This is a genomic window from Adhaeribacter arboris (genome assembly GCF_003023845.1).
Lineage (GTDB): Bacteria > Bacteroidota > Bacteroidia > Cytophagales > Hymenobacteraceae > Adhaeribacter > Adhaeribacter arboris.
In genome coordinates this window covers 6,091,267-6,115,017 of sequence record NZ_PYFT01000001.1, presented here as the reverse complement: position 1 = coordinate 6,115,017, position 23,751 = coordinate 6,091,267, and the positions used below count along the sequence as shown (strand labels likewise).

At 43.0% G+C, this 23,751-nt stretch carries 18 protein-coding genes; 12 read left to right on the top strand and 6 right to left on the bottom strand.

Features of this window, described 5'->3' with window-relative positions; translation table 11 throughout:
- Nucleotides 1–80: 80 nt before the first annotated feature.
- Both AHMF7605_RS24855 and AHMF7605_RS24850 read right to left on the bottom strand, forming a co-directional pair.
- A complete protein-coding gene (locus tag AHMF7605_RS24855; protein WP_106932662.1) occupies nucleotides 81–1,934 on the bottom strand; it encodes a malectin domain-containing carbohydrate-binding protein in 1,854 nt (617 codons plus the stop codon).
- 404 nt (nucleotides 1,935–2,338) lie between these two features.
- On the bottom strand, nucleotides 2,339–3,457 hold the full coding sequence (locus AHMF7605_RS24850) for a Gfo/Idh/MocA family protein (protein WP_106932661.1): 1,119 nt from the start codon (nucleotides 3,455–3,457) through the stop codon (nucleotides 2,339–2,341).
- Between the two features lie 341 nt (nucleotides 3,458–3,798).
- Between AHMF7605_RS24850 and AHMF7605_RS24845 the strand changes: the two genes are divergently transcribed.
- From AHMF7605_RS24845 to AHMF7605_RS24810, 7 genes are all read left to right on the top strand, one after another.
- Nucleotides 3,799–4,989: a S8 family peptidase gene (locus tag AHMF7605_RS24845; RefSeq protein WP_106932660.1), complete on the top strand. Its 1,191-nt coding sequence runs from the start codon at nucleotides 3,799–3,801 to the stop codon at nucleotides 4,987–4,989.
- A 776-nt stretch (nucleotides 4,990–5,765) separates the two neighbouring features.
- Complete coding sequence (locus AHMF7605_RS24840) at nucleotides 5,766–8,009, top strand: hypothetical protein (RefSeq protein WP_106932659.1); 2,244 nt, start codon at nucleotides 5,766–5,768, stop codon at nucleotides 8,007–8,009.
- Nucleotides 8,010–8,050: 41 nt separating this feature from the next.
- Entirely contained in the window at nucleotides 8,051–9,952 is a 1,902-nt protein-coding gene (locus AHMF7605_RS24835; RefSeq protein WP_106932658.1) for a GMC family oxidoreductase, read from the top strand.
- A gap of 275 nt (nucleotides 9,953–10,227) precedes the next feature.
- Entirely contained in the window at nucleotides 10,228–11,583 is a 1,356-nt protein-coding gene (locus AHMF7605_RS24830; RefSeq protein ID WP_106933610.1) for an esterase/lipase family protein, read from the top strand.
- 36 nt (nucleotides 11,584–11,619) lie between these two features.
- Nucleotides 11,620–12,711 (top strand): hypothetical protein, encoded by a 1,092-nt coding sequence (locus tag AHMF7605_RS24825; protein WP_106932657.1) that lies wholly within the window; start codon nucleotides 11,620–11,622, stop codon nucleotides 12,709–12,711.
- An 836-nt stretch (nucleotides 12,712–13,547) separates the two neighbouring features.
- Nucleotides 13,548–13,925, top strand: coding sequence for a hypothetical protein (locus tag AHMF7605_RS24815; RefSeq protein ID WP_106932655.1), 378 nt, complete (start codon nucleotides 13,548–13,550; stop codon nucleotides 13,923–13,925).
- A 251-nt stretch (nucleotides 13,926–14,176) separates the two neighbouring features.
- Nucleotides 14,177–14,587 (top strand): RDD family protein, encoded by a 411-nt coding sequence (locus AHMF7605_RS24810; RefSeq protein WP_106932654.1) that lies wholly within the window; start codon nucleotides 14,177–14,179, stop codon nucleotides 14,585–14,587.
- Nucleotides 14,588–14,817: 230 nt separating this feature from the next.
- On the opposite strand, the gene AHMF7605_RS24805 is transcribed toward AHMF7605_RS24810, so the two are convergent.
- Both AHMF7605_RS24805 and AHMF7605_RS24800 read right to left on the bottom strand, forming a co-directional pair.
- Nucleotides 14,818–15,558, bottom strand: coding sequence for a glucosamine-6-phosphate deaminase (locus tag AHMF7605_RS24805; RefSeq protein WP_233219248.1), 741 nt, complete (start codon nucleotides 15,556–15,558; stop codon nucleotides 14,818–14,820).
- A gap of 585 nt (nucleotides 15,559–16,143) precedes the next feature.
- The gene (locus AHMF7605_RS24800) at nucleotides 16,144–17,247 is read right to left on the bottom strand and encodes a Gfo/Idh/MocA family protein (RefSeq protein WP_106932652.1); all 1,104 of its coding nucleotides are present in this window, start codon (nucleotides 17,245–17,247) and stop codon (nucleotides 16,144–16,146) included.
- Nucleotides 17,248–17,483: 236 nt separating this feature from the next.
- Between AHMF7605_RS24800 and AHMF7605_RS29955 the strand changes: the two genes are divergently transcribed.
- Nucleotides 17,484–17,630 (top strand): hypothetical protein, encoded by a 147-nt coding sequence (locus AHMF7605_RS29955; RefSeq protein WP_158267615.1) that lies wholly within the window; start codon nucleotides 17,484–17,486, stop codon nucleotides 17,628–17,630.
- A 155-nt stretch (nucleotides 17,631–17,785) separates the two neighbouring features.
- Here AHMF7605_RS29955 and AHMF7605_RS24795 read toward each other — a convergent pair whose 3' ends face one another.
- Entirely contained in the window at nucleotides 17,786–18,355 is a 570-nt protein-coding gene (locus AHMF7605_RS24795) for a gluconate 2-dehydrogenase subunit 3 family protein (RefSeq protein WP_106932651.1), read from the bottom strand.
- A gap of 111 nt (nucleotides 18,356–18,466) precedes the next feature.
- Entirely contained in the window at nucleotides 18,467–20,200 is a 1,734-nt protein-coding gene (locus AHMF7605_RS24790) for a GMC oxidoreductase (protein ID WP_233219247.1), read from the bottom strand.
- Between the two features lie 789 nt (nucleotides 20,201–20,989).
- On the opposite strand from AHMF7605_RS24790, the gene AHMF7605_RS24775 reads away from it, so the two are divergent.
- The 4 genes from AHMF7605_RS24775 to AHMF7605_RS24760 all read left to right on the top strand — a co-directional run bounded on the left by AHMF7605_RS24775 (nucleotide 20,990) and on the right by AHMF7605_RS24760 (nucleotide 23,750).
- The gene (locus AHMF7605_RS24775) at nucleotides 20,990–21,445 is read left to right on the top strand and encodes a WapI family immunity protein (protein ID WP_106932648.1); all 456 of its coding nucleotides are present in this window, start codon (nucleotides 20,990–20,992) and stop codon (nucleotides 21,443–21,445) included.
- Nucleotides 21,446–21,519: 74 nt separating this feature from the next.
- Complete coding sequence (locus AHMF7605_RS24770; RefSeq protein WP_233219246.1) at nucleotides 21,520–22,002, top strand: gamma-glutamylcyclotransferase; 483 nt, start codon at nucleotides 21,520–21,522, stop codon at nucleotides 22,000–22,002.
- A gap of 423 nt (nucleotides 22,003–22,425) precedes the next feature.
- Entirely contained in the window at nucleotides 22,426–23,316 is an 891-nt protein-coding gene (locus tag AHMF7605_RS24765; RefSeq protein WP_106932647.1) for a sigma-70 family RNA polymerase sigma factor, read from the top strand.
- Nucleotides 23,317–23,330: 14 nt separating this feature from the next.
- A complete protein-coding gene (locus AHMF7605_RS24760) occupies nucleotides 23,331–23,750 on the top strand; it encodes a DoxX family protein (protein WP_106932646.1) in 420 nt (139 codons plus the stop codon).
- Nucleotide 23,751 lies beyond the last annotated feature (1 nt).

Sequence of the window (23,751 nt, the reverse complement as noted above, 5' to 3'; positions counted from 1 at the left end):
GTTATTATTCATAAAAAAGAAAAAGGAGGCTCCATCTTGCAGCCTCCTTTTTTATGGTTAAATGGTTAATCTAATGGTGTCTATTCTTTTACTAACCTGATTTGTGCTTTACCCGATGTTGCATAAGCTTTTATAATATATACACCCGCACTTAAACTGGTTTTAATCGGCATTTCAGCGGTAGCCTTACCCTGTTCGGTTGTAACAACTGTTGTAGATTGCAGGCTTCGCCCAAGCATGTCGATCAGGGAAACGGAAACTTTCTCTTTCGCGGCGAAATCCCGGATCTCAACATAAAGTGTATTATCCGATTTAATTGGATTAGGATATACTACTATTTGCCGGGATAGATTTTGGTTATCTATTTTAGTTTCTTTTACTTCCTCTACGGAGGCAATAGCCGAACTTTGTACTGGTACCCCTTTATAGTTTATCTTAGACCTTATACCACCCGTGTAGTGAATATTGCCATTCAGTACGGCAGCTACCCCAGTGGACTTTTTAACCGGTAATGGCGTTAATTCCTGCCAGGTATTAGTAGCCGGGGTATAAGCCGACACCAGAGCACTGCTTACATTATAGGAAGTTTGACCGCCTAATACTAAAATCCGGTTGCCCATTACAACCACTGCCGAAGAAATATGATCCCGGCCGGTAGGCATATCGGCCACTTTCGTCCAGGTATCAGTAGCTGGATTATAGACCTGAACTGTTTTTTGTGCTACAGCATCATCATTTTGGCCATGCGCTCCGCCGATATAATATATTTTACCGCCGTATACCGCTGAACCACCATGATTCGTGGCGTTAGGTAAGGATTTTAAAGCTTTCCAACCGGCCGCAAGATTACTTAGATCTAAGGCATAATGCACGGCTACATCCGCGCGGGCTTTATTGGCTCCTCCCATATAATGCAGTTTACCGTTCAGGTACTTTAATTGTCCGGCGGCTAGTTCGGCCGGTAATTTTGGTAAAGCCGTGTAGTTATTGCTGGCCACATTGTATCGCCATACCTGGTTGGTTCCAAAAACTTGCCCCGTGCCGGTAGCGTTAGAAGGATACCCCCCCGCAAAGTAGATGTTAGTACCATCCGTAGCCGTACCTACGTGGGTTATACCACCAAAATTAGTGCCTTTAGGAGTATGCGGTAAATCGGCAATAGCCTTCCAGGTATTGGTATTAGGATCATAACAATAAGACCTTTTGGTAGGCGTGAAGGTGGATTTGGTAACATCGTACCCACCAAAAATGTAAAGTTTATTATTTACTACTTCGCCGTGGATTTCGTGCGTACCATAAGGCTGGCTGGCAGCAGTGCCCCAAGTAATACGCGTAAATCCAGTAGGAGTAGAAGTTGTAATTTTCACGATCTCAATCCCCCCAATTTGCGGCCGGTTAACGCCCCCATCGCTGGCTAGGGCGCTAAAATACAAGTTTAACGTGCCATCCGTAACGTCCACCGTAAAAGTTTCGGAGGTTGCGGTAAGAGGGGCTACGTTCTGCAGGATATCATAATTATTTAATACCTTAGTACCTTCCGCCGACACGTCGAATACCCGCTGACCAGGCTTAGTCCAATACAGTTCAGCTAAAAAAAGCTTTACCCGGTATTGTCCATCGCTGACTGGAAAATTATAGTTAAAAGTACCATTATTAGAGGTGGAACCCCGTTGATTTTGGTACATGGCATCGTCGCTGGTGCCCGCGATGCCTTTTGTACTCGTATCAACATACCCCGGAGAAGGCGAAAAATACTTATCAGCCGCAAATACGCCAATAGAAGTGCTGGTACTACCACCACCCGCGTTAATGCGATAAACTAATTCATCAGCTCGCACGGGTACTTGAAACAGGAAGCAGATAATTGTCAGAATTAACCCGTTTGATCGTCCTGAAGAAGCAATTTTGGTAAAAGGAAAGTAAATTTTAAACATACAAATTTTAATAAAGAAATTTATAAAAAGAAGTACTTAGGTAAAAGAGGAACTATTTAAAATGAACTCATTTTTACCTTAATACAAGTTATAGGAATTAATGCTAAATAAAGAAAAATAGAAGTCAAAAGTACATAAATCCCTTTTTAGTATACTTCTAGCAAGATTAAATGTTGCAATTTTAAGGCCACAATCGCCTTATCCTCCATTTTTATGTAGTATCTTTTTTAAAGAATAATTAGGATGCTACTGGTATATGTTTATACCAGTAGTTTAAGGCAAAGATTTTAGGCGTGAAGCTATTTCAGAAGTTTATTTTTCGTTTGAAAGTGGGGTTTTTGTAATTAATTCCAGTAATCCCTAATAAGCGGAATAACTTTGAAAGCTAGGAAAAAGCAAAATTCTTAAATCGTTACACTTACTTTTTTACCGGTTTTCGCGGCTAGAAAAATAGCGTCGATTATTTTTAAATCCCGTAAGCCTTCTTCCCCATCTACGGGCACAATCGGTTTTTTATTATCGAATATAATAGCCGCCATTTCGTCCATTTGAATGGTTTGGTGGGTCGTGTGCGGTTGCGTTAGTTCCCCTTTGTGGGTCCGGCCCTTAATGGGTCCGTAACCCGTAGAAGGCTGCATTTCGGCAAATCCTTTTTCGCCGTTCAGGAAAAAACGGTCCAGGTTATTCATTGTGTACGTCGACAAGCAAGAGGCCACTGCGCCGCTCGGAAAGCCTAGCTGGAACTGAATGGTTTCGTCGACGCCTTCTTTAAATTTCTCGGGATTGGTTTTGGTTTCCTGCGCGGTTACCCAAATGGGTTCTTCCCCGATCATGTACCGGGCGCCGTTAATGGAATAGATACCAATATCCATCATAGCGCCGCCCCCGGCCAGTTGCTTGTTCAAGCGCCATTGGGACGGGTCGCCAATAGTAAAGCCCGATAATCCCTGAAAAAACAATACTTTCCCGAATTCCCCGTCTTTCCGCATCCGGATAACTTCCAGGGTTTTCGGTTCGAAGTGCATGCGGTAACCTACCAATAATTTCACGTTGGCTGCCTTACACGCATCCACCATGGCTTGGCCATCTTTGGCAGTAATGGACATGGGTTTTTCGCAAATAGCGTGTTTGCCGGCTTTTGCTACCCGGATTACCTGGTCCTTGTGCAAGGCATTCGGGGTAATCACGTACACGGCGTCAATATCTTTATTATTTTTAATCTGGTCGAAGTTCTCGTAGTTGTAGCAGTTTTTCTCGGGTATGTTGTACTTGCTTTGCCATTCTTTTAGTTTAGCAGGCGTGCCGCTGATGGCGCCCACCAATTTAGCTCTTTTGCACGATTGCATGGCATCGGCTACCCGGGTACCGTAGCTGCCTAAGCCTAAAATGGCTACCCGCAGCACCCGGCCTTGATAAGGTTGATTGTAAAAGTCATGCAAGCTGCTTGGATTTTTACCAGGCAAAAAAGGTAGGACTGCGGCCGAAAGCGTAAGCTTTTGCAAAAAGTCGCGACGAGTATTCATAACGGATGATTTTGAATTTGGGGTAAAACAAGCCTGAAATTGGCTTTAAATATAGAGAAAGTATTTATAAAACAAGATGAAAATAAGCGGAAGAATCTATTGAACCCCTGCCTTTCCTTGCTTTTACAAAAACTTCTTAATTTCTCTCTTTCATTAACTTCTCTTTTTGCATTAACCGAAGATTTGTAAATACTTCTTTTTAAAACAGGTTTTTATTGATTTAAGAACAACAACACTACTTCAAGTTATCGGCAGCTCTCCGTTAATAAAAATATACTGAAAAATCAGTATTGAATCCCAATAGAATAGCATCTATCTTTCCAATAACAAAACTAAAGCCTATGAAAGAAAAACATATTATTCTACGTTTGGCCCGGCCGGCCACCCGCGACCTTTTTTTAGGGGGAGGCATTGTAAATACCAGCGAAGCCGAATCTCTTGCCGCCGGAGTTACCGTTGAAATTGAAGAAATGGAGCGTACCCGTATTTCTACTCTATCCCGCCACGCCGATGTGGTAGCTATTGCCCCATCCATCCCCATGAAATTAATCCAACCGGTTGCCGTGGAAGATGTTACCGAGCCAGCCGCGCAGGAAATTGCCTGGGGCGTGCGGGCCGTAAGTGCCGATACTTCTCCCTTCACCGGCAGTGGTATTGTAGTAGCGGTGCTCGACACGGGCATTGATGCTTCGCACCCGGCTTTTGCCGGCATGAGCATTATTCAAAACGATTTTACCGGCGAGGGCAGCGGCGACCAGCACGGGCATGGTACGCATTGCGCCGGCACTATTTTCGGCAGAACTACCGAAAACATTCGCATTGGCGTGGCCCCCGGCATAGAAAAAGCCTTGATTGGTAAAGTATTAGGTTCCCAGGGAGGCTCCAGCGAACAAATTGTAAGTGGCATTCAATGGGCAGTAGATAACGGCGCCAATATTATTTCGATGTCTTTAGGCATGGACTTTCCGGGCCTGGTAAAGCGTTTAGAAGAAAATGGTTTTCCGACGGAACTAGCCACTTCCCGCGCCCTGGAGGGTTACCGGACCAACGTCCAGCTTTTTGAACGATTAGTAGCCTTAATTAATGCGAAGGCCAACTTTTTACAACCGACCATAGTGATAGCCGCCGCTGGCAACGAAACCCAAAGAGACACCAACCCGGATTTTGAAATTGCGGTCAGTCCTCCGGCGGTGGCCGAAGGTATTATATCGGTAGCAGCGCTCGGCGAGGACCCCGAAGGGTTTGCCGTAGCGCCGTTTTCGAATACCGGAGCCACCGTTTCCGGACCGGGAGTAGCCATTCTTTCGGCCAAAATGGGCGGCGGATTTGCCCTGATGAGCGGCACCAGTATGGCCACCCCGCACGTAGCGGGAATAGCCGCGCTGTGGGCCGAAAAAATTAAAAGTACCGGTATTTTGAGTCCGGCCCAGCTAACCGCCCGTTTAATCAGTTCCGGCAGCAACACCGGTTTAAAAGCCGGCTTCGATCCTTTTGATATTGGCGCTGGTTTGGTGCGGGCACCGCAGATGTAAGTAATTCATAAAAATTGAAATAATTTTTGCCCCATAAAAACTTTATCATTAATGAAGGATTCCAATAAGTAGATATATGATCATCTTTAAATCTAGTGCTACCTTATTAATAAAGTAAAACTAGATTTAAAGATGATTAATCAAATATTACAAAGTAAATAATTCGCCCAAGATACTATTGTAAAATAAGGTTAGTTGGCTTGTTTTATACAACGGCCAATATCTGGCTAATTGAGTTATGAATTCCTCCATAAACCTCCTATCTGATAAACATATGCAAACTACACACCTGCATTACTGCCAGTAAGCAGAGCAGGATAATACTTATGGCATACTTCTTTTTATCTTAATAAAAATTCTCTGTCAATCCATCTAATTAAGGGGTGGATATTTACTCCGGCTATTAAAAGCTATTCTCCTGCTACTGCTCGCCGGTTTTTAGCCGTTAATTGATACCCAGGACATGAGCTTTAGATAGATAATCTATTTTGTAAGTTGAAATTATTTGTGATTTTCCAGCAAAACAGCAGAAAAATACTGAAAAATCAGTATTGCGTGTGTAATAATTTCTATCTAAAATTAGGTATAACCGAGAAACGAATTACTTAATGGTATGCCCGCCATTATATACCGTCTTACCTAATTTAAAATTATCCAGAATAAAAAGCTACAAACCTTATTAACAAAGTAGATTTTACTTTATGGATTTTTGAAATACAAAATATTACTTATAAAGTCTACTAATTAAGAAAAATCAAGCTTTAAAAGAGACAATCATGAAAAAGGTACTATTAGTTTTCACGTCCATGCTAATCTGTATGGCTTCGGTACTTTTCAGTCAATGCGATCGAAAAGAGGTGCAAGACGAAGCAAAGAAGAAAGGCTGGGAAGTGAAAAATATTCCGGAAGCTGATGAAGATTATTTTAAAGACATGGATGGCAAAATCCAGCTTTCGGCCGATGAGGTGAAAGGGCGAAACACCTGGTTAGTTTATACGGCGGGCAATGATGCTTTCTGGGATTACATCGCCAATAAGAGCTTTGGCTCTACTGACCTGCTGAAAATAGTTTCTTCTTATCCGGGTTCTAAGTACAACCGCGACATACGCTTTAGTTATTTTGGTATCATGAATGAGCCGGGTTTCAAAAAAGCCACTAAACCCGATGAATACGGGTTATGGCTGGATGAGCGGGTTGGGGAACCAGATCCTTTTGAAAATGCCGCCAAATATCCCGGTTTAAATGGTGGTTCCTTTTACGGCAAAGCTTCCGGCGTGGTCGGCTTGCGCTTATTTCCTAATCCGGATTTTGATGAAGAAGCCAAAAAGAAATGGGACGGCAAGCGTTACTATACCGATGAAAATTATTATCTGAATCCCCAATTAGTCCGTCCTTACCGGGTGGCAATGTCCTGCGGCTTTTGCCACGCTTCCCCCCATCCTCTGAACCCGCCCGCTGACCCGGAGAATCCGGAATGGGAAAACTTATCTTCTAATATTGGCGCGCAATATTTCTGGGCCGGTCGGGTGTTTACCAGCGATTTAAAGCCCAATAATTTTATCTGGCAGCTATTTAATAGTTCACCGCCCGGGGCGCTGGAAACATCTATGATTGCCAATGATAATATAAATAACCCTCGAACCATGAACGCTATTTATAGTGTAGGTAACCGGCTTAGGGCAGCTCAGAATAATCCGAAGGAAACCATGGCCGGCGGTACGCTAAATCTGAAAAACATCGAAAAAGAGGCGCATGTGCCGCATATACTCAAGGATGGCGCCGATGCCGTAGGTATTCAAGGTGCTTTAACGCGGGTTTATTTCAATATTGGTTCCTTCCATCAGGAATGGGTGCAACATTTTAATCCTTTGGTAGGCGGCAAGCCCCAGACCCCAATTGAAGTAAAAGTGGCCCAAAATAACTCGGTGTATTTCCAGGCTACCGAAAAACTGGTAAATAATCTGGCTAAATTCTTTCTTAAGGCCGCCGGACCTCACCATTTAAAAGATGCCCCGGGCGGAGCCGCTTACCTGAAAACGGATCAAGCACTCCTAACGCAGGGAAAACTGGTTTTTGCCGATAATTGTGCCTCTTGTCACTCCAGCAAACAGCCCCCTAACAATAAGGATTGGCGATCCGAGGAATATAAACAATGGATGCGGGCAGAAGTAGTGAAGCCGGATTTCCTGGATAATAATTACTTGTCGGATGAAGCCAGGCATCCGGTTACTGTTATTGGCACGAACGCTGGCGCTTCTTTGGCTTCTAACGCCTTAAAAGGCCATGTATGGGATAATTTCAGTTCCGAAACGTATAAAAACTTACCGGCGGTTGGCAAAATTAAAGTCCAGCATCCTCTTAACGGTACTACTTACGACTATCAGATGCCTGGTGGGGGGCGTGGGTATTACCGCACCCCTTCCCTGATAAGCATGTGGGCAACCGCCCCTTATTTCCATAATAATGGTTTAGGCAAGTTTACGAATGACCCCTCAGTAGCCGGCCGAATGGAAGCCTTTGACGATGCGGCACAAAAATTACTGTGGCCCAATAAGCGCAGCGAAACAGATTGTATGGATAAATGGGGCCTCCCTTTCTGCCCACCCATTTACCGAACCACCGAAGAAAGCTATATCCGGCTGCATAAGAATTACTTACCGCCCATCTTTCACCGGATGCTGGAAAAAGGAGAAAATGAATTACGGATCGGTCCCATTCCCAAAGGCACTCCCATTAATTTGTTAGCCAATATTGATTTAGAAATTAAACTGGGCTTGAGCCAGGCAAAAAAGCATAAAGACTTAATTGGTTTACTAATTAATGTAAAAAGGTCGCTCCGGCAAATCAAACAACAAAACCTCAATAGTGAGCAGGCAACAGAAGTTCTTAAGAAACTAGTACCCGATTTATTAAGCGTTAGTAAAAGCCCGGATTTTGTCGTGGATCGGGGCCACGAATTCGGGAAGGATTTATCTGATAAAGACAAATTAGCGTTAGTCGAATTTTTAAAGACTTTTTGACGGCTTATTATGAAGTAATCAAACCAGTAAGATAAATAGTGATGACCGAAACAGCTAAATTTGATTACATCGTCGTTGGTTCAGGAGCTGGCGGCGGTACCCTAGCGGCCAATTTAGCTATAGCTGGGTACAAAGTGCTGGTACTGGAGGCGGGTAAAGACCATTCGGAGAATTATTACAGTCAGGTTCCGGTTTTTCATTCTTTGTCTACGGAGCAGGACGATTTGAAATGGGACTTTTTTGTTAAGCATTACAGCAACGAAGAACAGGCGCAAAAAGATTCGAAATTCAACCAGCCTCACAAAGGTATTTTATACCCGCGGGCCGGTACCTTGGGCGGGTGCACCGCGCATAATGCCATGATTTGCGTTTACCCTCACAACAGTGACTGGGACCATATTGCGGAAATTACCGGTGATAAAAGTTGGGCCAGCAATAACATGCGGAAATATTTTGAAAGATTGGAGAACTGCCGGTATGGAGTTGGCAACACTTTTCATAAATATGCTGCCCGTTTGCTCCGCCGGATAGGCATTTCTTTCAATCCGCGCCGCCGCGGATATAATGGCTGGTTGCAGACGAGCAATGCCAATCCTACCCTCGTTCTAAAAGATAAAAGCCTGATTAGGATTATTCTGGAAGCTTTTGAGCAAACCATTGAAGAACGGTCGGGAAAATTTTTGCGTCGCTTAAAGAGGGGATTTGATCCCAACGATTGGGACTGTGCGCAAAACCGGGCTGAAGGAGCAGCCTTCTTCCCCATCAATACCGCCCAAGGCAGGCGCATCGGCACCCGGGAACGATTGAAAGCTGTCCGGAAGAAATTCCCTAATAACCTTACCATCTGGACCGATTGCCTGGCCAAAAAAGTTTTATTTGGCCCCGAAAACACAGCTATTGGCGTAGAGTACTTTGAGGGCGAACACCTATATAAAGCCGATCCGTATGCGGGTAAAAATAACCATTCTGGAATTACCAAGCAGGTATTTGCCAAAAGAGAAGTAATTATTTCTGGGGGTGCCTTTAATACACCGCAGTTATTAATGCTTTCCGGAATTGGTCCGGCAGAACAATTACGAAAACACGGCATTGAGGTACGGGTAGATTTGCCTGGTGTGGGAGAAAACTTGCAGGATCGTTATGAAGTCGGAGTTGTCAGCCAAATGAAACGAGATTTTCCTTTGCTGAAAGAGGCAGCTTTTTCACCAACTCTTGACGATCCTAATTTTGTAAATTGGAAAAAAGGGAAAGGTCTTTATACTTCTAATGGCGGCCTTTTAGGTATTATCAAAAGATCTAACCGGCAAAAACCAGATCCTGACCTTTATATATTTGGCCTACCGGGTTATTTTGACGGGTATAAACCGGGATATTCCACGGACCATATCAAAAATAAAAATTATTTTACCTGGTGTGTCTTAAAAGGACATACCAACAACTTGGCTGGTAAAGTAACACTCCACTCGGCCAACCCTGTGGATACCCCGGAGATTAATTTTCGCTATTTTGATGATGATCCAGGAGTGGACCAAGCCCAATGGCAGGACGATTTGGATTCAGTGGTTGCCGGAGTGGAATTTGCTCGCCGGATGAATATTGATTCGGGGCTCCGGGGAGTTATTGACGGGGAAGTGGTACCTGGCCCGAAATACCAAACCCAGGAAGAAATCCGGAAATTTGTTAAAAATGAAGCCTGGGGACATCATGCATCTTGTAGCTGTAAGATTGGTGCCGACGGAGATAAAATGGCCGTTTTGGATAGCAGGTTCCGGGTACGGCGCACAAGAAATCTACGCGTTGTAGATGCTAGCGTTTTCCCGCGCATTCCGGGGCTATTTATTGTTTCATCGGTATACATGATTGGTGAAAAGGCCAGCGACGTTATCTTGGAAGATGCTAAAAAGAATGCGCTTTCTGGTAACCTGGTTTTTGAACCGGCATAATCCTCCGCGCTCGATTAGATTATTTTTAATAGTTTCTGAAGAAGATTTGTAATCCCGTTGCCGGTAGAATTTAAATTTCTAACCGAATTGTTTCTGGTAATTAATTTAGAAATATCCTGATCGGCAACATTATCTGGTGAAAAAATAATTAAACAGTTAAAAGTAGATACGTGAACTTGCAAGCCATTATAGGAAAGATTGGAGATTGGTTTTCCATCAAAAGTAAAATCATGGCTCCTCTAAAAACAATTTTTAGACCATCAACCGCGTCCAAAATGCCAAATCCAATTATTTTAATTCATGGCTACTCCGATGAAGGAAAGTCTTTTGAAACCTGGAAAAAGATCCTGGTCAAAGAAAAAGGCTATCGCTCGGAGCAAGTGCAGATATGCAGCTACAAGTCGCTCACGAATGAGGTAACCATTAAAGATATCGCCGAGGGTTTTGATCGGGCTCTCCGCATTAATAAACATATTAACTCAACGGAGCCTTTTGATGCCATTGTTCATTCTACCGGCATTTTAGTGTTACGTTCCTGGCTTTCGGTATATGGTCGGCACCGGCAAATAAAGCACATTATTGCCTTGGCGCCTTCTTCTTTTGGCTCGCCCCTGGCGCATAAAGGCCGCAGTTGGATAGGAGCCATCTTTAAAGGTAATAAGGAGTTAAAGCCCGACTTCTTAGAAGCCGGCGACTTGGTGCTGGACGGTTTGGAACTGGGCAGCCGGTTTACCTGGGATCTGGCGCACCGGGATCTTTTTGATAAAGACACTATTTTTTACGGGCCCTCGGCCGACACTCCTTATGTTTTTACTTTTTGCGGTAACACCCAGTATAAAGGGTTAAGAGGATTGGTGGCTTCCGCGCCGGGTACCGATGGTACGGTACGCTGGGCAGGCTGCGCGCTAAACTCCCGGAAAATTACTTTAGATTTTACGAAACCCGACGAAGATGGCCGTTACGACATTACGGATTGGCCGGTAGATAAACGAACCAACCTGGCAATGCCCTTTATTCCTGTAGAAGGAATAAATCATGCTTCTATTATCGAGAATCCCTCCGACGAATTAATAAAAATGGTGATACAAGCGCTGGATGTAAATACGGAAGAAGGGTATAAAAACTGGATACAGACTGCTACCAAAATATCAAAACAAACTTTAGCGGCAATGGACCCGTGGCAGCAGTTTGTGGTACGGGCCCACGATGAACGCGGCGACCCCATTACCGATTATAACTTGCAATTTTATAAAATAAGTAGTAATAAGACCGATTGGGAACCTATCGCCATTGATGTGCATGCCTACACGAGCGATAATAGTTACCGTTGTTTTCATGTGAATTTAAAGGACCTGGATGCTCAAAATATTCAGAGTTTAAAGCTGGAGTTTATGGCCTCTACTGGTACCGAATTACTGGGTTATTATGAATATGTAGCGGATGATGTAAAAATAACCACTACTGACAAGAGCCCTACTTTTACCATAGATCTTACCCCTTTTCTTCATGAAAAGAACAAAAAGATTTTTTTTCCTTTCACTACCACCATCATCGAAATTATTTTAAATCGGGAGCCTCTGCCTTTACGGGATGTAAATAAAATAATGTTTTTTATGGATAGGACGGATTAAGTTTTCTTAACCACTCTAATTTTAACACGCTAACGCATGCACCATACAGTACCACCCGAGGCTATTTTTGGAGAGCAAGGCATGACTCCCGAAGATAGTAGTTATCAAGGCTCCCGTTTTCGGGAAATGAAAGCCGCCTTGTTCGCTAATCCATATCAGCAGGTCTGGGGCGATCCGCAAGCTCCTCCCCTGCCGCACTATGTAGTTACGAATAAGAGTGTTTACGCCGGCATTTTACCGGGTGGTAAGCCCCCGCAGTTCAAGGAGGCTTCTATTCGATCATTGGATTCTGCCTTGGATTTACGTTGGGGAGAAGATGGATTGGGATTTAGAAGATTGGTGCGCCCGCATGGGGTATGCGTTACCGGATTATGGGAAATTACCGAGGCTAATACCTATTCTGGCTACTTCCAAAAAGGCCGTCAAGGTTTGGTGATTGCCCGAATTACCGCTGCCGAAACCCAGACACTAGCTGGCTTAAGGCGATCTTACGGCGTTGCCCTAAAACTTTATCCCACGGCCGACGAAGACCACGACCAATTACTTAAAACCGCTAATGTTTTTTTCAGCGATGACCTGGGCGGAACAACTGCCTCCCATATAACGGAGGTAGAACTTACCAATGCTCCCCATATAACCGGCTTAAACCGGGGCAATCAAATTCCTATTTTAATTCAAGAGGGATTAGTATTCGAGAAAGTGGATCGCACAGCTGATATTCGGCAAATATACCCCATTGCTGAATTAGGCAAAACCAATAATGAGCCGACTCGTTCCCCGGAATTTATGCGGTTAAAAGCCGTAGCTGGTCTACCAAAAATGGAGGAAGTAGACGTTCGTGATGAAGTGCTAGGCCACATTTTTAACAAAGGTAATCCTAAACCCCAACGAACTCTTAGTTTTGAAATAGCAGTATCGGATACCGGTAAAAAATCAGGTTTTCCTTTGCTACCCAACGGACAACGGCAAACTATCACTAAGTGGCAAACCATTGGTAAAATTGATTTTAATGATGGCGTAGTGTCTTATAACGGCGATTTTGTGATTCACTTTCAACACCCTACCTGGCGAGATGATAAAAACGATGCCCGAACGGCGGTTCGCCAAAACGGAAAAAAGGTACACTAACTTCTAATGCAGCTAAATAAGGCTCTGAGATTATTTTTCGAATACAATAATTTTTCAAATGCTACAACAAGCAGTACTTACTACTGCAACAGATTTAAAACCTGGTTAAAAAGCAGAGTTATGTCATTTGATCGCTCAAATGTAACTGGATATATAGAATAAATTCTTCATACCTTTCAGCCGGATTTCCACTATTTACTTTGCCGCTTTGTAGTTATCCAAAGCAAAACCGGCAAGAATGATCAGTTAGCTTTTTCAACAGATATGATGCTCCTTTTAAAGCCTAACTGCAAGAGTTTATTCGGGTAGGTAAACGTGAATTGCCCGACATATACGCTCATTGCTAAGTCTACCCGTAACAACACAAATGCCGGATGAAGTTTTTATCTATTATTTAAAGAAGCATTCTATTCCTTATAAGGCGTTTTACATCTGTACCCAGGATAGGTCAGTAGTGCAAATACAACCGGAAGCTGCTCTAGGAGAAGAAATACAGGAATATTTAGATAACCAGCAGGCAATTGATAGCCTTCAATCCTTGACTCGACAACTAAAAATCCGATAATACATTCAGTATACCATAGTAACTATTAGCAATAAGTTTAAATTTAGAGAACCACTATAACTGAGCAATATTCCTCCACCAAGCAATAAAGGCAAGCTAATATTTAAAGCGGTGGTAGTTGTCGTGTCCGGTATGTCGGTACTCATCCCATTGGGCTATGTACAAATTGCTATTACTATCGCTGCTTTAATAGCGAAGTTGTTTGGTATTTAATTACTCTTAGAAATAAAGAGAAACCCGAAAAACATATTCATCTGCCCCTAGACCAGAAATGAGTAAAGAAGTTGGTTTTGTAAAGAGGCAAAGAATTCCAGTTGAGCGAGTATCCCGAAGACCAAGCTTACAACAAGCCCAGGAAATATTGCGGCCGGCGTGCTATCCCGAAAGAAAACACGGCTACCCCATTTTACCTAAAACCGAAGCCATGAAAGTAGCAGTCAGGGCACTTAACGAAAAGTTTGCCTTCGTTCCCATAAATGTAACGTTCCATAATTACATTAATCACGTAGGTGTGTTGCAGCATAAATGCGACTTGTGGGGCAATTCCGTAACCGGCTGTAATTACGGCGCTAAAAGCACCATCTTAATAAATTATTTACCTGACGCCAAAAACCATGTCGCGGCGGTATTTACGCAAGTGTCCGTTTAGTACCTGGAAATGCACTGTTAAAGCAGTAAAAGAGTTTATACCAGCAATACGCTTAGAAACTGCTCAAACTCTTTAACTCCAACCTTTTTTATGGGTCAGAGTTGCTCATTTCTTTTTTTTAAATAGTTGATTACTATTGCACTTAATCTAAAAGCGGGTGCTGTCTGGTACTCAGAAATTAATTTTAAATTCTTTATTATTGTACTTTTTCACTTCTTCCCCAATGCCCCTGCAAAAATCAGGTTGTTACCATGGCCAGAAAAAAATTTACTTCCGCCACCTTTCCTTCTTTGCGCCGAAGGTTTGCCAGTTATTTTATAGACTTGTTTATAATTATCGGCGCCTTTATGTTAGTTGGATACGTAATTGACTTAGTAGGCTCCGTACCTGGCTGGTTACGGGGCTCTATACTAATTTTCACCTTGTTTTTGTATGACCCGATTTTTATTTCTTTGTTTGGTGGCACCATAGGTCACCAACTTTTAGATATGCGGGTGATCCACGTAAAAAGTAGCGGTAATTTAAATTTCGGGTTAGCGGTACTACGCTTTGTAGTAAAAGTTTTACTGGGCTGGTTATCTTTTTTAACCATTATGTTCAACCCCGAACGCCGGGCCATTCACGATATAATTAGTGATTCCCTGGTTATTAAACTCAATTAAATAAAACCGGTTATTACCTTTAAAAAGAAACACAGATTCAAACGCTACCAAAGTAACGTAAGACTAAACGGCGGCTGGCAATTAGAAATTAAAAACTTTTATTCTTTTCGGGTGAAGAAGAAGGTTTATTTATCTACTCTCCTTGCCGACCTGAAAATATCTCTTCTTCTAAAGATAATTTTACTATTATTTTCGAGTAAGGCAACCTGTTTTTTGTTGGGGTTCCGGATTCATTTTGCAGCGGCAAACGTTAATTGAGTGGCCACCGCCCAATCTAAAAACACTTGGGCATTCGGCAGGATTTGTAAAATACTGGCCGGAACCTGATTCGTCACTTTTCCTTCTAAGGCTTGGGCCAGAATACCGGCTTTTTTGCCGCCGGCCGCAATTAAAACCGGATAGTGCGCTTCCTGAAAATGTTTTAAGCCCAGCGTAATTCCTTCGTGCAATTCGGTTTGTTGTTTAAAATATTTCTGGCCCACGGTTTTTGTTACTTCGTCTAAAGCCATGTGATGCGCATATAAATCAAAAGAAACTCCCGGTTCGTTCAGCCCGATGTGCCCATTCATGCCCACTCCTACCACCATTAAGTCAATTACGCCGTGTTGGGCGATTAGCGCATTCATTCGTTCACATTCCTGGTCTAAATCCGGCGCTTTGGCGTTAAAAAGGATTCTGTTTTCCGGTTTAATTCCGAGTGGTTCGAACAAGTGTTGGTTTAAATAATGCCGGCAACTGCCTTCGTTAGTTTCGTCCATGCCCACCCACTCGTCTAAGCCTACAAACGTGCACTTACTAAAATCAACCTGACCCGCCTGCGCGTATTGCCCTAAATAATGCAGCATTCCGGTCGGCGATTCACCGGAAGGAAAACATAATAAAGCATTTGGTTTCTGCTGCACGTATTCCCGAACAAAATCGGCGGCCGCTTTTGACATGTCATCGTAAGAATGTTGAATATTTATTATCACGCTTTTAGGTGGTTGATTGGTTTTTAAATTTTTAATTAAGGGTTATAAGCTAAAAATAAGTTTTTTCAACTTTAACTGAATATTTAGATTTAAGTTTACACTGTTGATCTAGTGAACCAGTTTGAAATTTTCAATATCCATTAGGGCGTGCGCAAATGCGCTCGTGTTGTTCCATCATGTGAACTCTGGGTACTCTTTGTAAATTTTAACAACTAACGATTATCATCCTCTCCCTCCTTTGAAGGTAGGACCGTTAAGTTTTAATAAATTACTGCTTTCGCGAGCGTCTACGCTCGTGAAGATTATCCAGGCGGCCTCCGGCCGGGCGAACCCAAAAGCCTATGTAAATAAATTGGAGTTAAATTCCTAACGGCCAGAGGGCGGACGATGCGCAACACGAGCGAGGCGTGCTCGCGTTATACCAACTTTCATCAGGAGAATTTAACGGTCCTACCCCTTCGAAGAGGTTTTTTTTCAACTAACTGGCTTAACTTAATATTATTGCGCTCGCGCCGACAGAATGAGTAAATTAAAAACTTAAGACAAGTACCGTAATACCCAATATTTGCTTTCCCCATCAATCACTCATTCACTCACTCCATCTACTGAACCATTCAACCAAAGGTCAATTGGTTTGGCTACATGGGGGGTAAACGGTAAGGTTATTTTTTTACCGGCACCCGCCGCAGCGTAAGCAGCATAGATAATTTCCAGCACCGCCCGGCCATCTTCGCCGGTTACCAAAGGCGTTTTATCTTCGCGTACGCATTCGATAAAATGCTTTAATTCGTGGGGATAGCCTTGGTTAAATACTTCTTCGAAAACGGTAAAGCTCCAGCCCTGGGTGGTATCGGCTTTTTCCATGGCGTAACCGTAGCCGTTTTTGCTGTAAGTAATCGCCGAATTACCCATAAATAAATCCGCGTAAATAACGCCGCCGGTCCCGTAAATTTCGCTGCGATCGTCCATGCCGCCGTGTTTGGCCCAACTATCTTCGGCTACGGCGGTTACGCCGTTCTGGAACTCGACAATAACTACCGAATTATCTTCGCCTTGCGTGCGGCCTTTGTGCAGTACCGTGCTCATGGTGGCGTACACGCTCGCTACCGGCGCATTGCCCAGCATCCACCGGAACCAGCCCAAAGCATGGCAGCCCATATCCATTAATACGCCGCCGCCGGCCAGGTTAATATCGTAAAACCAATCGGAATGCGGACCGGAGTGTTTTTCAGATTGCTTCAACATGTAAATTTCTCCAACTGCCCCTTCTTTAACCAGATGCCGGGCCCGTTCGTACTTCGGCGCAAAACAGAGTTCCTCGGCGTACATGAGCTTTACCTTGCTTTGCTGGCAAGCGGCAATCATAGCATCGGCTTCTTCCAGGGTTACGGCGAGGGGTTTTTCAATAATAATGTGCTTGCGGGCGTCGGCGGCTATGAGAGTAACTTTAGCGTGCAGGAAATTCGGTAAACAAATATCTACTACCTCGCAGCCCGATTCCCGGATGGCTTTTTCGTAATCATCGAACCATTGCGGGATGTGGTGTTTCTCGGCGAAGGCTTTTGCTTTTTCGGGATTACGGGCGTATACGGCCACTACTTCTGCTTCCGGAATAAAACGGTGGTAACACTCTAAATGAATATCCGAAATAAAACCGGCTCCCAGGATAACAACTTTCGTTCTGTTCATAGTGTAAGCGTTGGAGGTTGGAAAGAATTTGGCCTTAATAATACTATTATTTTGCTTTATGCATCTAATTATTTCCTTAATAAATAAGCAGAAAATAGTATCTTGTAGAAATGAATTCTAGCCAAGCTTTCCGTTACCGGCCCGCAATACAGTAGAACAAGCAAATCCTTCTTTCAAGTAGTATCGTCTGGCTTAAACCGGAAAAGTAAAAAAATGTAAGCTTCACCTGATAAAGTATGGCCACAACAACGAATGCTCCTGACGGGAAAGCTACTACTATTAAAAATACATTTAGTCGGGAAACTTCCGTAAGCCTGGAAATGAAAGCCGTTCCGGCCGTAATCTGGGCATTGTTAACTTTAGCTCTAACCGGATCGCTTTAAGTTGCGGTACTAGTTTTAGTCTTACTCTGAAATACTACCCAATCGCCTAAATCAACTGCGGATAAAACCCGGTAGGTCTTCAAAACCTACCGGGTTTGGTTCTTGTCGAATACGGCTCGGGTATGTAGTAAATACGAACTGATATTATTATTGCATTACATGGCCCAGGCTTTATCCCCTTTTTTGTAGGGAATGCAGCCTTCGAAGCGGCCGGGTACGGGTAAATAGTTTAAAGCCTGGGTAGCGCCAAGTTCCGAAGTAAAATAACCTAACAGAGTGAGTTGCTTCAGCATAGTAAAATAATGATTGGGCTCGTCTTCTTTTTTACTTTTCTGGTAACTTTTCGCTTCGTTATCTAAATTAACCAGCAAGGCGTGTTTGTTACCGGCAGATAGTTTTTGAAAATTATCTTTAAACTTTTCTTTACTAACTTCCTGTAACTTATCTAATCCCGCCGCAAAAATTTTCTGGTCTTTTTCTTCGTAGCAATCCGTAACCATGGTTTTGATAAAACTACCAATGTGGGCCTCTTTTGCCCCCGGCGAAGCAGCGGTACTGGGCAAAATAGTTTCGGCTACCTCGTCCAATAAGGCCACTGTATTTTCGGAAAAAGATAAGGTTTCATCTGATGAGCTTCGTTGGCAGCCGGATAAAAAAACTTCCGCCCCGACAACGGTACTTCCCATTATATAAGCGACGGCCGCAATAGCTTCTCTTCGGTTCATACTGGTTTTAAGTTATTTGTGTATTTTTAATTTGCATTTTTAGCTTATCAATAATTTAAAAGATATGGTTACGGCTAATTCTTAAAACCTGCCCGTCCGAAATCAGAAACTTTACAAATTTCCTTTCTTCATTTCTTCGGCGGCGTGGTTCACGGCGCGGGCGGTAAGCGCCATGTATAAAATAGACGGACTCTGGTTACCGGTACTGGTCATGCAGGCGCCGTCAGTCACGAAAACGTTTTGACAGTAATGCAGTTGGTTGTATTTATTCAGCAAGGAAGTTTTAGGATCGTGCCCCATGCGCACCCCGCCCATTTCGTGAATGTCCAGTCCAGGCGCTTGTTTGCTATCGTGTTGTTGGATATTGGTGCAGCCGGCTTTTTCCAGCATGGCCGTACTTTGCGCCAGAAAATCTTTAATCATTTTCTCGTCGTTGTCGTCGTAGGCCACGGAGGTAACCAGCAAGGGAATACCCCATTGATCTTTTTCGGTTTTGCTTAAACGTACGTGGTTGCTTTCTTTCGGAATCGTTTCGCCTTGCATGTACATGTACACGCGCCAGCCGCCGGGTAACGATAAAGCATCTTTGTAAGCGGCTCCTATTTCTTCGGTTAAATTAGCCGTAGCGCCGCGGGTCCGGTGAGCGCCCATAAAGGTGGTAAATCCGCCCAGGTAATCGGTATCTTGTTGATGCAGATTGCGGTAGTTGGCAATAATGGGTTCGGTGGGGTTCCGGCCGAAATAATATTTATCTTCGAACCCGGGAATTTCGCCACGCACATTAGCGCGGTAATTATGAAAGGCGATGTATTTCCCCAGTAATCCGCTGTCGTTGCCTAAACCATTCGGAAAACGCTGAGAAGTAGAGTTTAACAACACCAAATTGCTGTTTAAAGCCGAGGCATTTAAAAAAATAATCCGGGCAAAATAATCGGTAGTAGCTTTAGTTTGAGCATCAATTACCCTAACGCCGATAGCTTTGTTTTTCTGCTCGTCGAAAATAATAGAATGCACCACCGAAAACGGCCGCATGGTTAAGTTACCGGTCCGGGCGGCCCAGGGCAACGTAGCCGAAACCGAACTAAAATAAGCGCCGTAAGGGCAGCCGCGCATACACAAATTGCGCGCCTGGCATTTACCCCGCCCCAATTGCAAATGCGTTTCGGTGGGTTTTGTAATATGGGCCCAGCGGGCCTGCACCAAATGCCGGTCCGGAAAATGCTGTTTAATGGATTTCTGCACGTGGGTTTCTACGCAGTTTAAGTCAAATGGCGGTAAAAACTCCCCGTCGGGCATGGCTTCAATGCCGTCTTTATTGCCGCACACGCCGGCAAATTTCTCGACGTGCGAGTACCAGGGCGCCACATCTTCGTAGCGGATGGGCCAATCCAGACCGTAGCCGTAGCGGGCCGGGGCGGTAAACTCAAAATTACTCCACCGCTGGCAGGCCCGCCCCCAGGTTAAAGATTTACCGCCCACCTGGTACCCGCGAATCCAATCGAAAGGTTTTTCCTGCACGTAAGGGTGGTCTTTGTCTTTGATAAAAAAATGCGCGGTATCCTCGCCAAATCCGGCGGCTTTACTAATGAGCGGGTTATCTTTTAAAAATTGCCGAGTCATGTTGCCCCGGTGCGGAAACTCCCACAAATCTTTAGTAGCCGTTGGATAATCTTTGTTATGCTCTACGTTACGGCCGCGCTCCAGCACCAGGGTTTTTAAACCTTTATCGCATAGTTCCTTAGCCGCCCAACCCCCGCTAATGCCCGACCCGATTACTATAGCATCGTAGGTATTCTGCGCGACGCCTTTGGTATTACTATTAATTGCCTGCACTGCCATGTTCATTTTAAATATATAAAAATAAGAAGACGCACTTCTTCAACTGCCAACTCTCACCCACTCTTCGGAGCTGCTGACTATGCCCGTTTAATTAAATGCGGTAGGTAATTTAAGCTATTTTTGTAACTGTGGTAAGGCAAAGCAGATAAATTATTTTAAATTTTAAAGATTATTTAATTGAAGCCGTAGGATCTGATAATCTATGTATATACCAAAAAATTATTAGGTGCATACTTGCTTTGCCTAAACTTTAACAAAGCAACTGCTTTTCCTTAAATAAAGATCTAAGTAATGACGTATAAGCTATCTAGAATATTTTTTCCGACATTTATAAGCTTTATTGTATTGGCCTGTTTATTAAAATTAGAAGAGAAATATCACAACTATATCTTTCAAATTGACCCTAGTTTTGATTCAGGTCCTCAAATTGATATTCCTTTATATCTATTTCTGTTTATACCTTCTGTATTTGCTTTGTTATTTCAAGCTACCATTGTCATTCCTTTTTAGAATAAAATTAGTAAGCATAAGTTATTTTTTAGGAATAAGCCGTGGAAATACGTTTTGTTGCTTCTCTTATTCCTAGCTGTTGTTCTTATTTTATTAAACAATATCGAAGATGGACGAGGAAAAGAATCTTTTAAAGCTTATTTTGTAATATTAGCCATGTTCATGATTTATGGGTTAGTTAATTTCTTGACTCTAGGGTTGATTGAAAAAACCAAGTACAAAGGCAATAAAGCCTAAAGCAAACCAAGCCGTGCCATTGCTAATCCGTTATGGTGTATTCTAAAGATGGAAAAATTTTCAGAGATAGAAGAATTTTCAGTTAAAGGAGAAAATGGGAATTGGATAAAATTTTCTTTTCAAGAAGTATATGGATTTCCTGAATCTACTAGCCATTGGGGTGGTTATGAAGTACGGGCAAGTTTAGAAATTAAGTCAGGAAATTTTAATGTTAAATCAATCTTGTGGACATCAACAGGAGAGATTCAAGATTTTCTCAAATGCTTAGAGGCCTCGAATAAAGTTTTAAAAGGTAAGGTAAAGTTCGAAAATTACGAAAGGAACCTAGAGTTTACTGTTACCTACACAGAATTAGGACATACTGTTGTAGAAGGTACATATTTTGAATTTGGCCAATTTGAGAATGAACTAAAATTTGAATTTTCCTCTGACCAATCATATCTAACACAAACAATTAAAGAACTTAATCTGATTAGCCTTAAGTATGGTAACAATAAAGAGTAACAATGCCTAAACGCAGCTTCGCGAAAGTATAGTCATGTTTGTTGTCTGTAATGGGAGAAAAAATAAGCAAACTCATGAAAATGTATAATAGAGAATTAAACGAAATAATAGAAGGCTTAAATAAGAACCAGAACGTATCACGTATAAGGGTAAATACGCTGGAAGATTCAGGCTTGACCGAAGAAGAAAAAGAACTCCTTCAGACGTATAAACCGGAAAAATCATTAATTATCTACGGATCACTTGCGCCAAACAAACCTAATCATGCAGTAGTAGAACATATTAAGGGTGAATGGAAAAAAGGAATAGTCCGAGGTAAGTTAGAGAATGTGGGTTGGGGCGCGGCATTAGGGTATCTTGGATTTAAGCATTGCCGCAAGAAAGATCAGCAAAAAATAAGCATGTTTGCCCTTATCTCGGATGAATTGGTTAGCAACTGGCAAATGTTAGATGAATTTGAAGGCGATGAATACAGGCGCATTTTAGCTAAATACGAGCTAGATACTGGTGAGATAGGTGTAGGATATATTTACGCCATCAACGAAGAGAAGGCCTAACTTGAGGCGGTTAATTCTAAGCAACAAAGGTCAAAACACAATAGTATGCACGGTTTGTAACTTGCCTTATTTTTATTTCCGTTTTTACAAGCCGCCATACAACCCCATTCCAAAGATTTTACTCCTAAAAATCACAAAAGTACGAGTTACTATTTTGCCCAGGCACTTGATAAATATTACCGGGTACTACTATTTTCCTGAAACCTCCCTCTTGCATTAAGCTTTCCTACCAGACTTTACTTCCAATAATTTCTTAGATCTAAGGCTTAAAGTCCATAAATTTTACTGTTTTTCTAAAAAAGTTTGTCACGTTTAGCGGGGCTGAATTGTCTTGCTCTAAACAAATAATATTATGTAGTGAGCAACAGAATATAATAACAAAAATTCAGGCTTCTAGCACTAATACATTTAAATAGAATAAGTATGAATCCGGAGTCATCCCATAGAAATGCCATTGAGCAGTACATTCCTATTCTTTTTCCTTATGCTTATAATATTCTGGGAGCGGTAGAAGACGCCAAAGATGCGGTGCAGGAGGTTTTAACCAAACAACTTTCCGACCCGAATGCGCTTGTGAAAGATGAAAAAAGTTACCTGATAAAATCGGTGATTAATCTGGCCATTAACATGAAAACCCGGCAAAAGAAAACAACCTGGAAGGAGGAATTTTGGCTGCCGGAGCCGATTGCCACCGACGATGCGGCCGACAGGAATCTCCATTTGAACGAGGTGCTTTCGTATTCTCTGCTGGTATTAATGGAGCGGCTGAACGCCAGGGAGCGGGCAGTTTTTATCTTACGCGAAAGTTTTGACTACTCCCACGCCGAGATTGCCGAAATATTATCAGTTACCGAAGATTACTCCCGCAAGCTGCTTAGCCGCGCGAAGGCCAGTATTTTTAAACCGGCCCCAAAGCGCACCCAAGTTCAAGCTGCTCACGAACGGCAAGTGCTGGAGCGTTTCATGAGCGCCATCCAACAACGGGACACCCAACTGCTAGAGAGTATCATGGCGGCGGACATTCGATTTTATGCCGATGGCGGCGGCAAGGTTCCGTTAGTAACCAATTTATGTATCGGCGCTCCCGAGGTAGCTGCTTTACAAATATTGGTTTATCATAAGTTTCTTCGTTTTGCCAGAATAGTATTTACGGTGGTAAATCATCAGCCGGCTTTCTTGTCCTTTGTAAAGGAACGCCTGACTTCCTGCGTCATATTTGACCTGCATCCCGAACACGGTACGGTGCTCCAAATTAATGCCGTCTTAGACCCCGATAAACTAAAAACATTAAAGCAAACCCACTATAACGCTTAATTTTAACCAATAGCATGACTACATTCATTAATAATCCCTCCTTACCCAACTACTCAAAAGCCCGGGTTATTAGTTACTGGCTGGTAACGGCATTTTTAGGATTTGAACTATTCTACGGCGCCTTGTGGGATTTCAACCTGCTTAATAAAGGATACGTCCACACTATTTTAAATCATTTGGGTTACCCCTTGTATTTAGCCAACATTTTAGCCGTGAGCAAAGTAGCCGCAGCAATTATTATTCTAGCCCCAGGATTCCGGATTTTAAAGGAATGGGCTTATGCGGGAGTCGTTATTTTGTTTTTGGGTGGCTTTGTATCGCATTTAATCGTAGGAGATGGCCCGGGTCAATTTATCTGGTCGCTGTTGTTTGGATTACTGGCCTTGGTTTCCTGGAAATTGAACTACCGGACTGATTTGATAAGAACGGAATAAA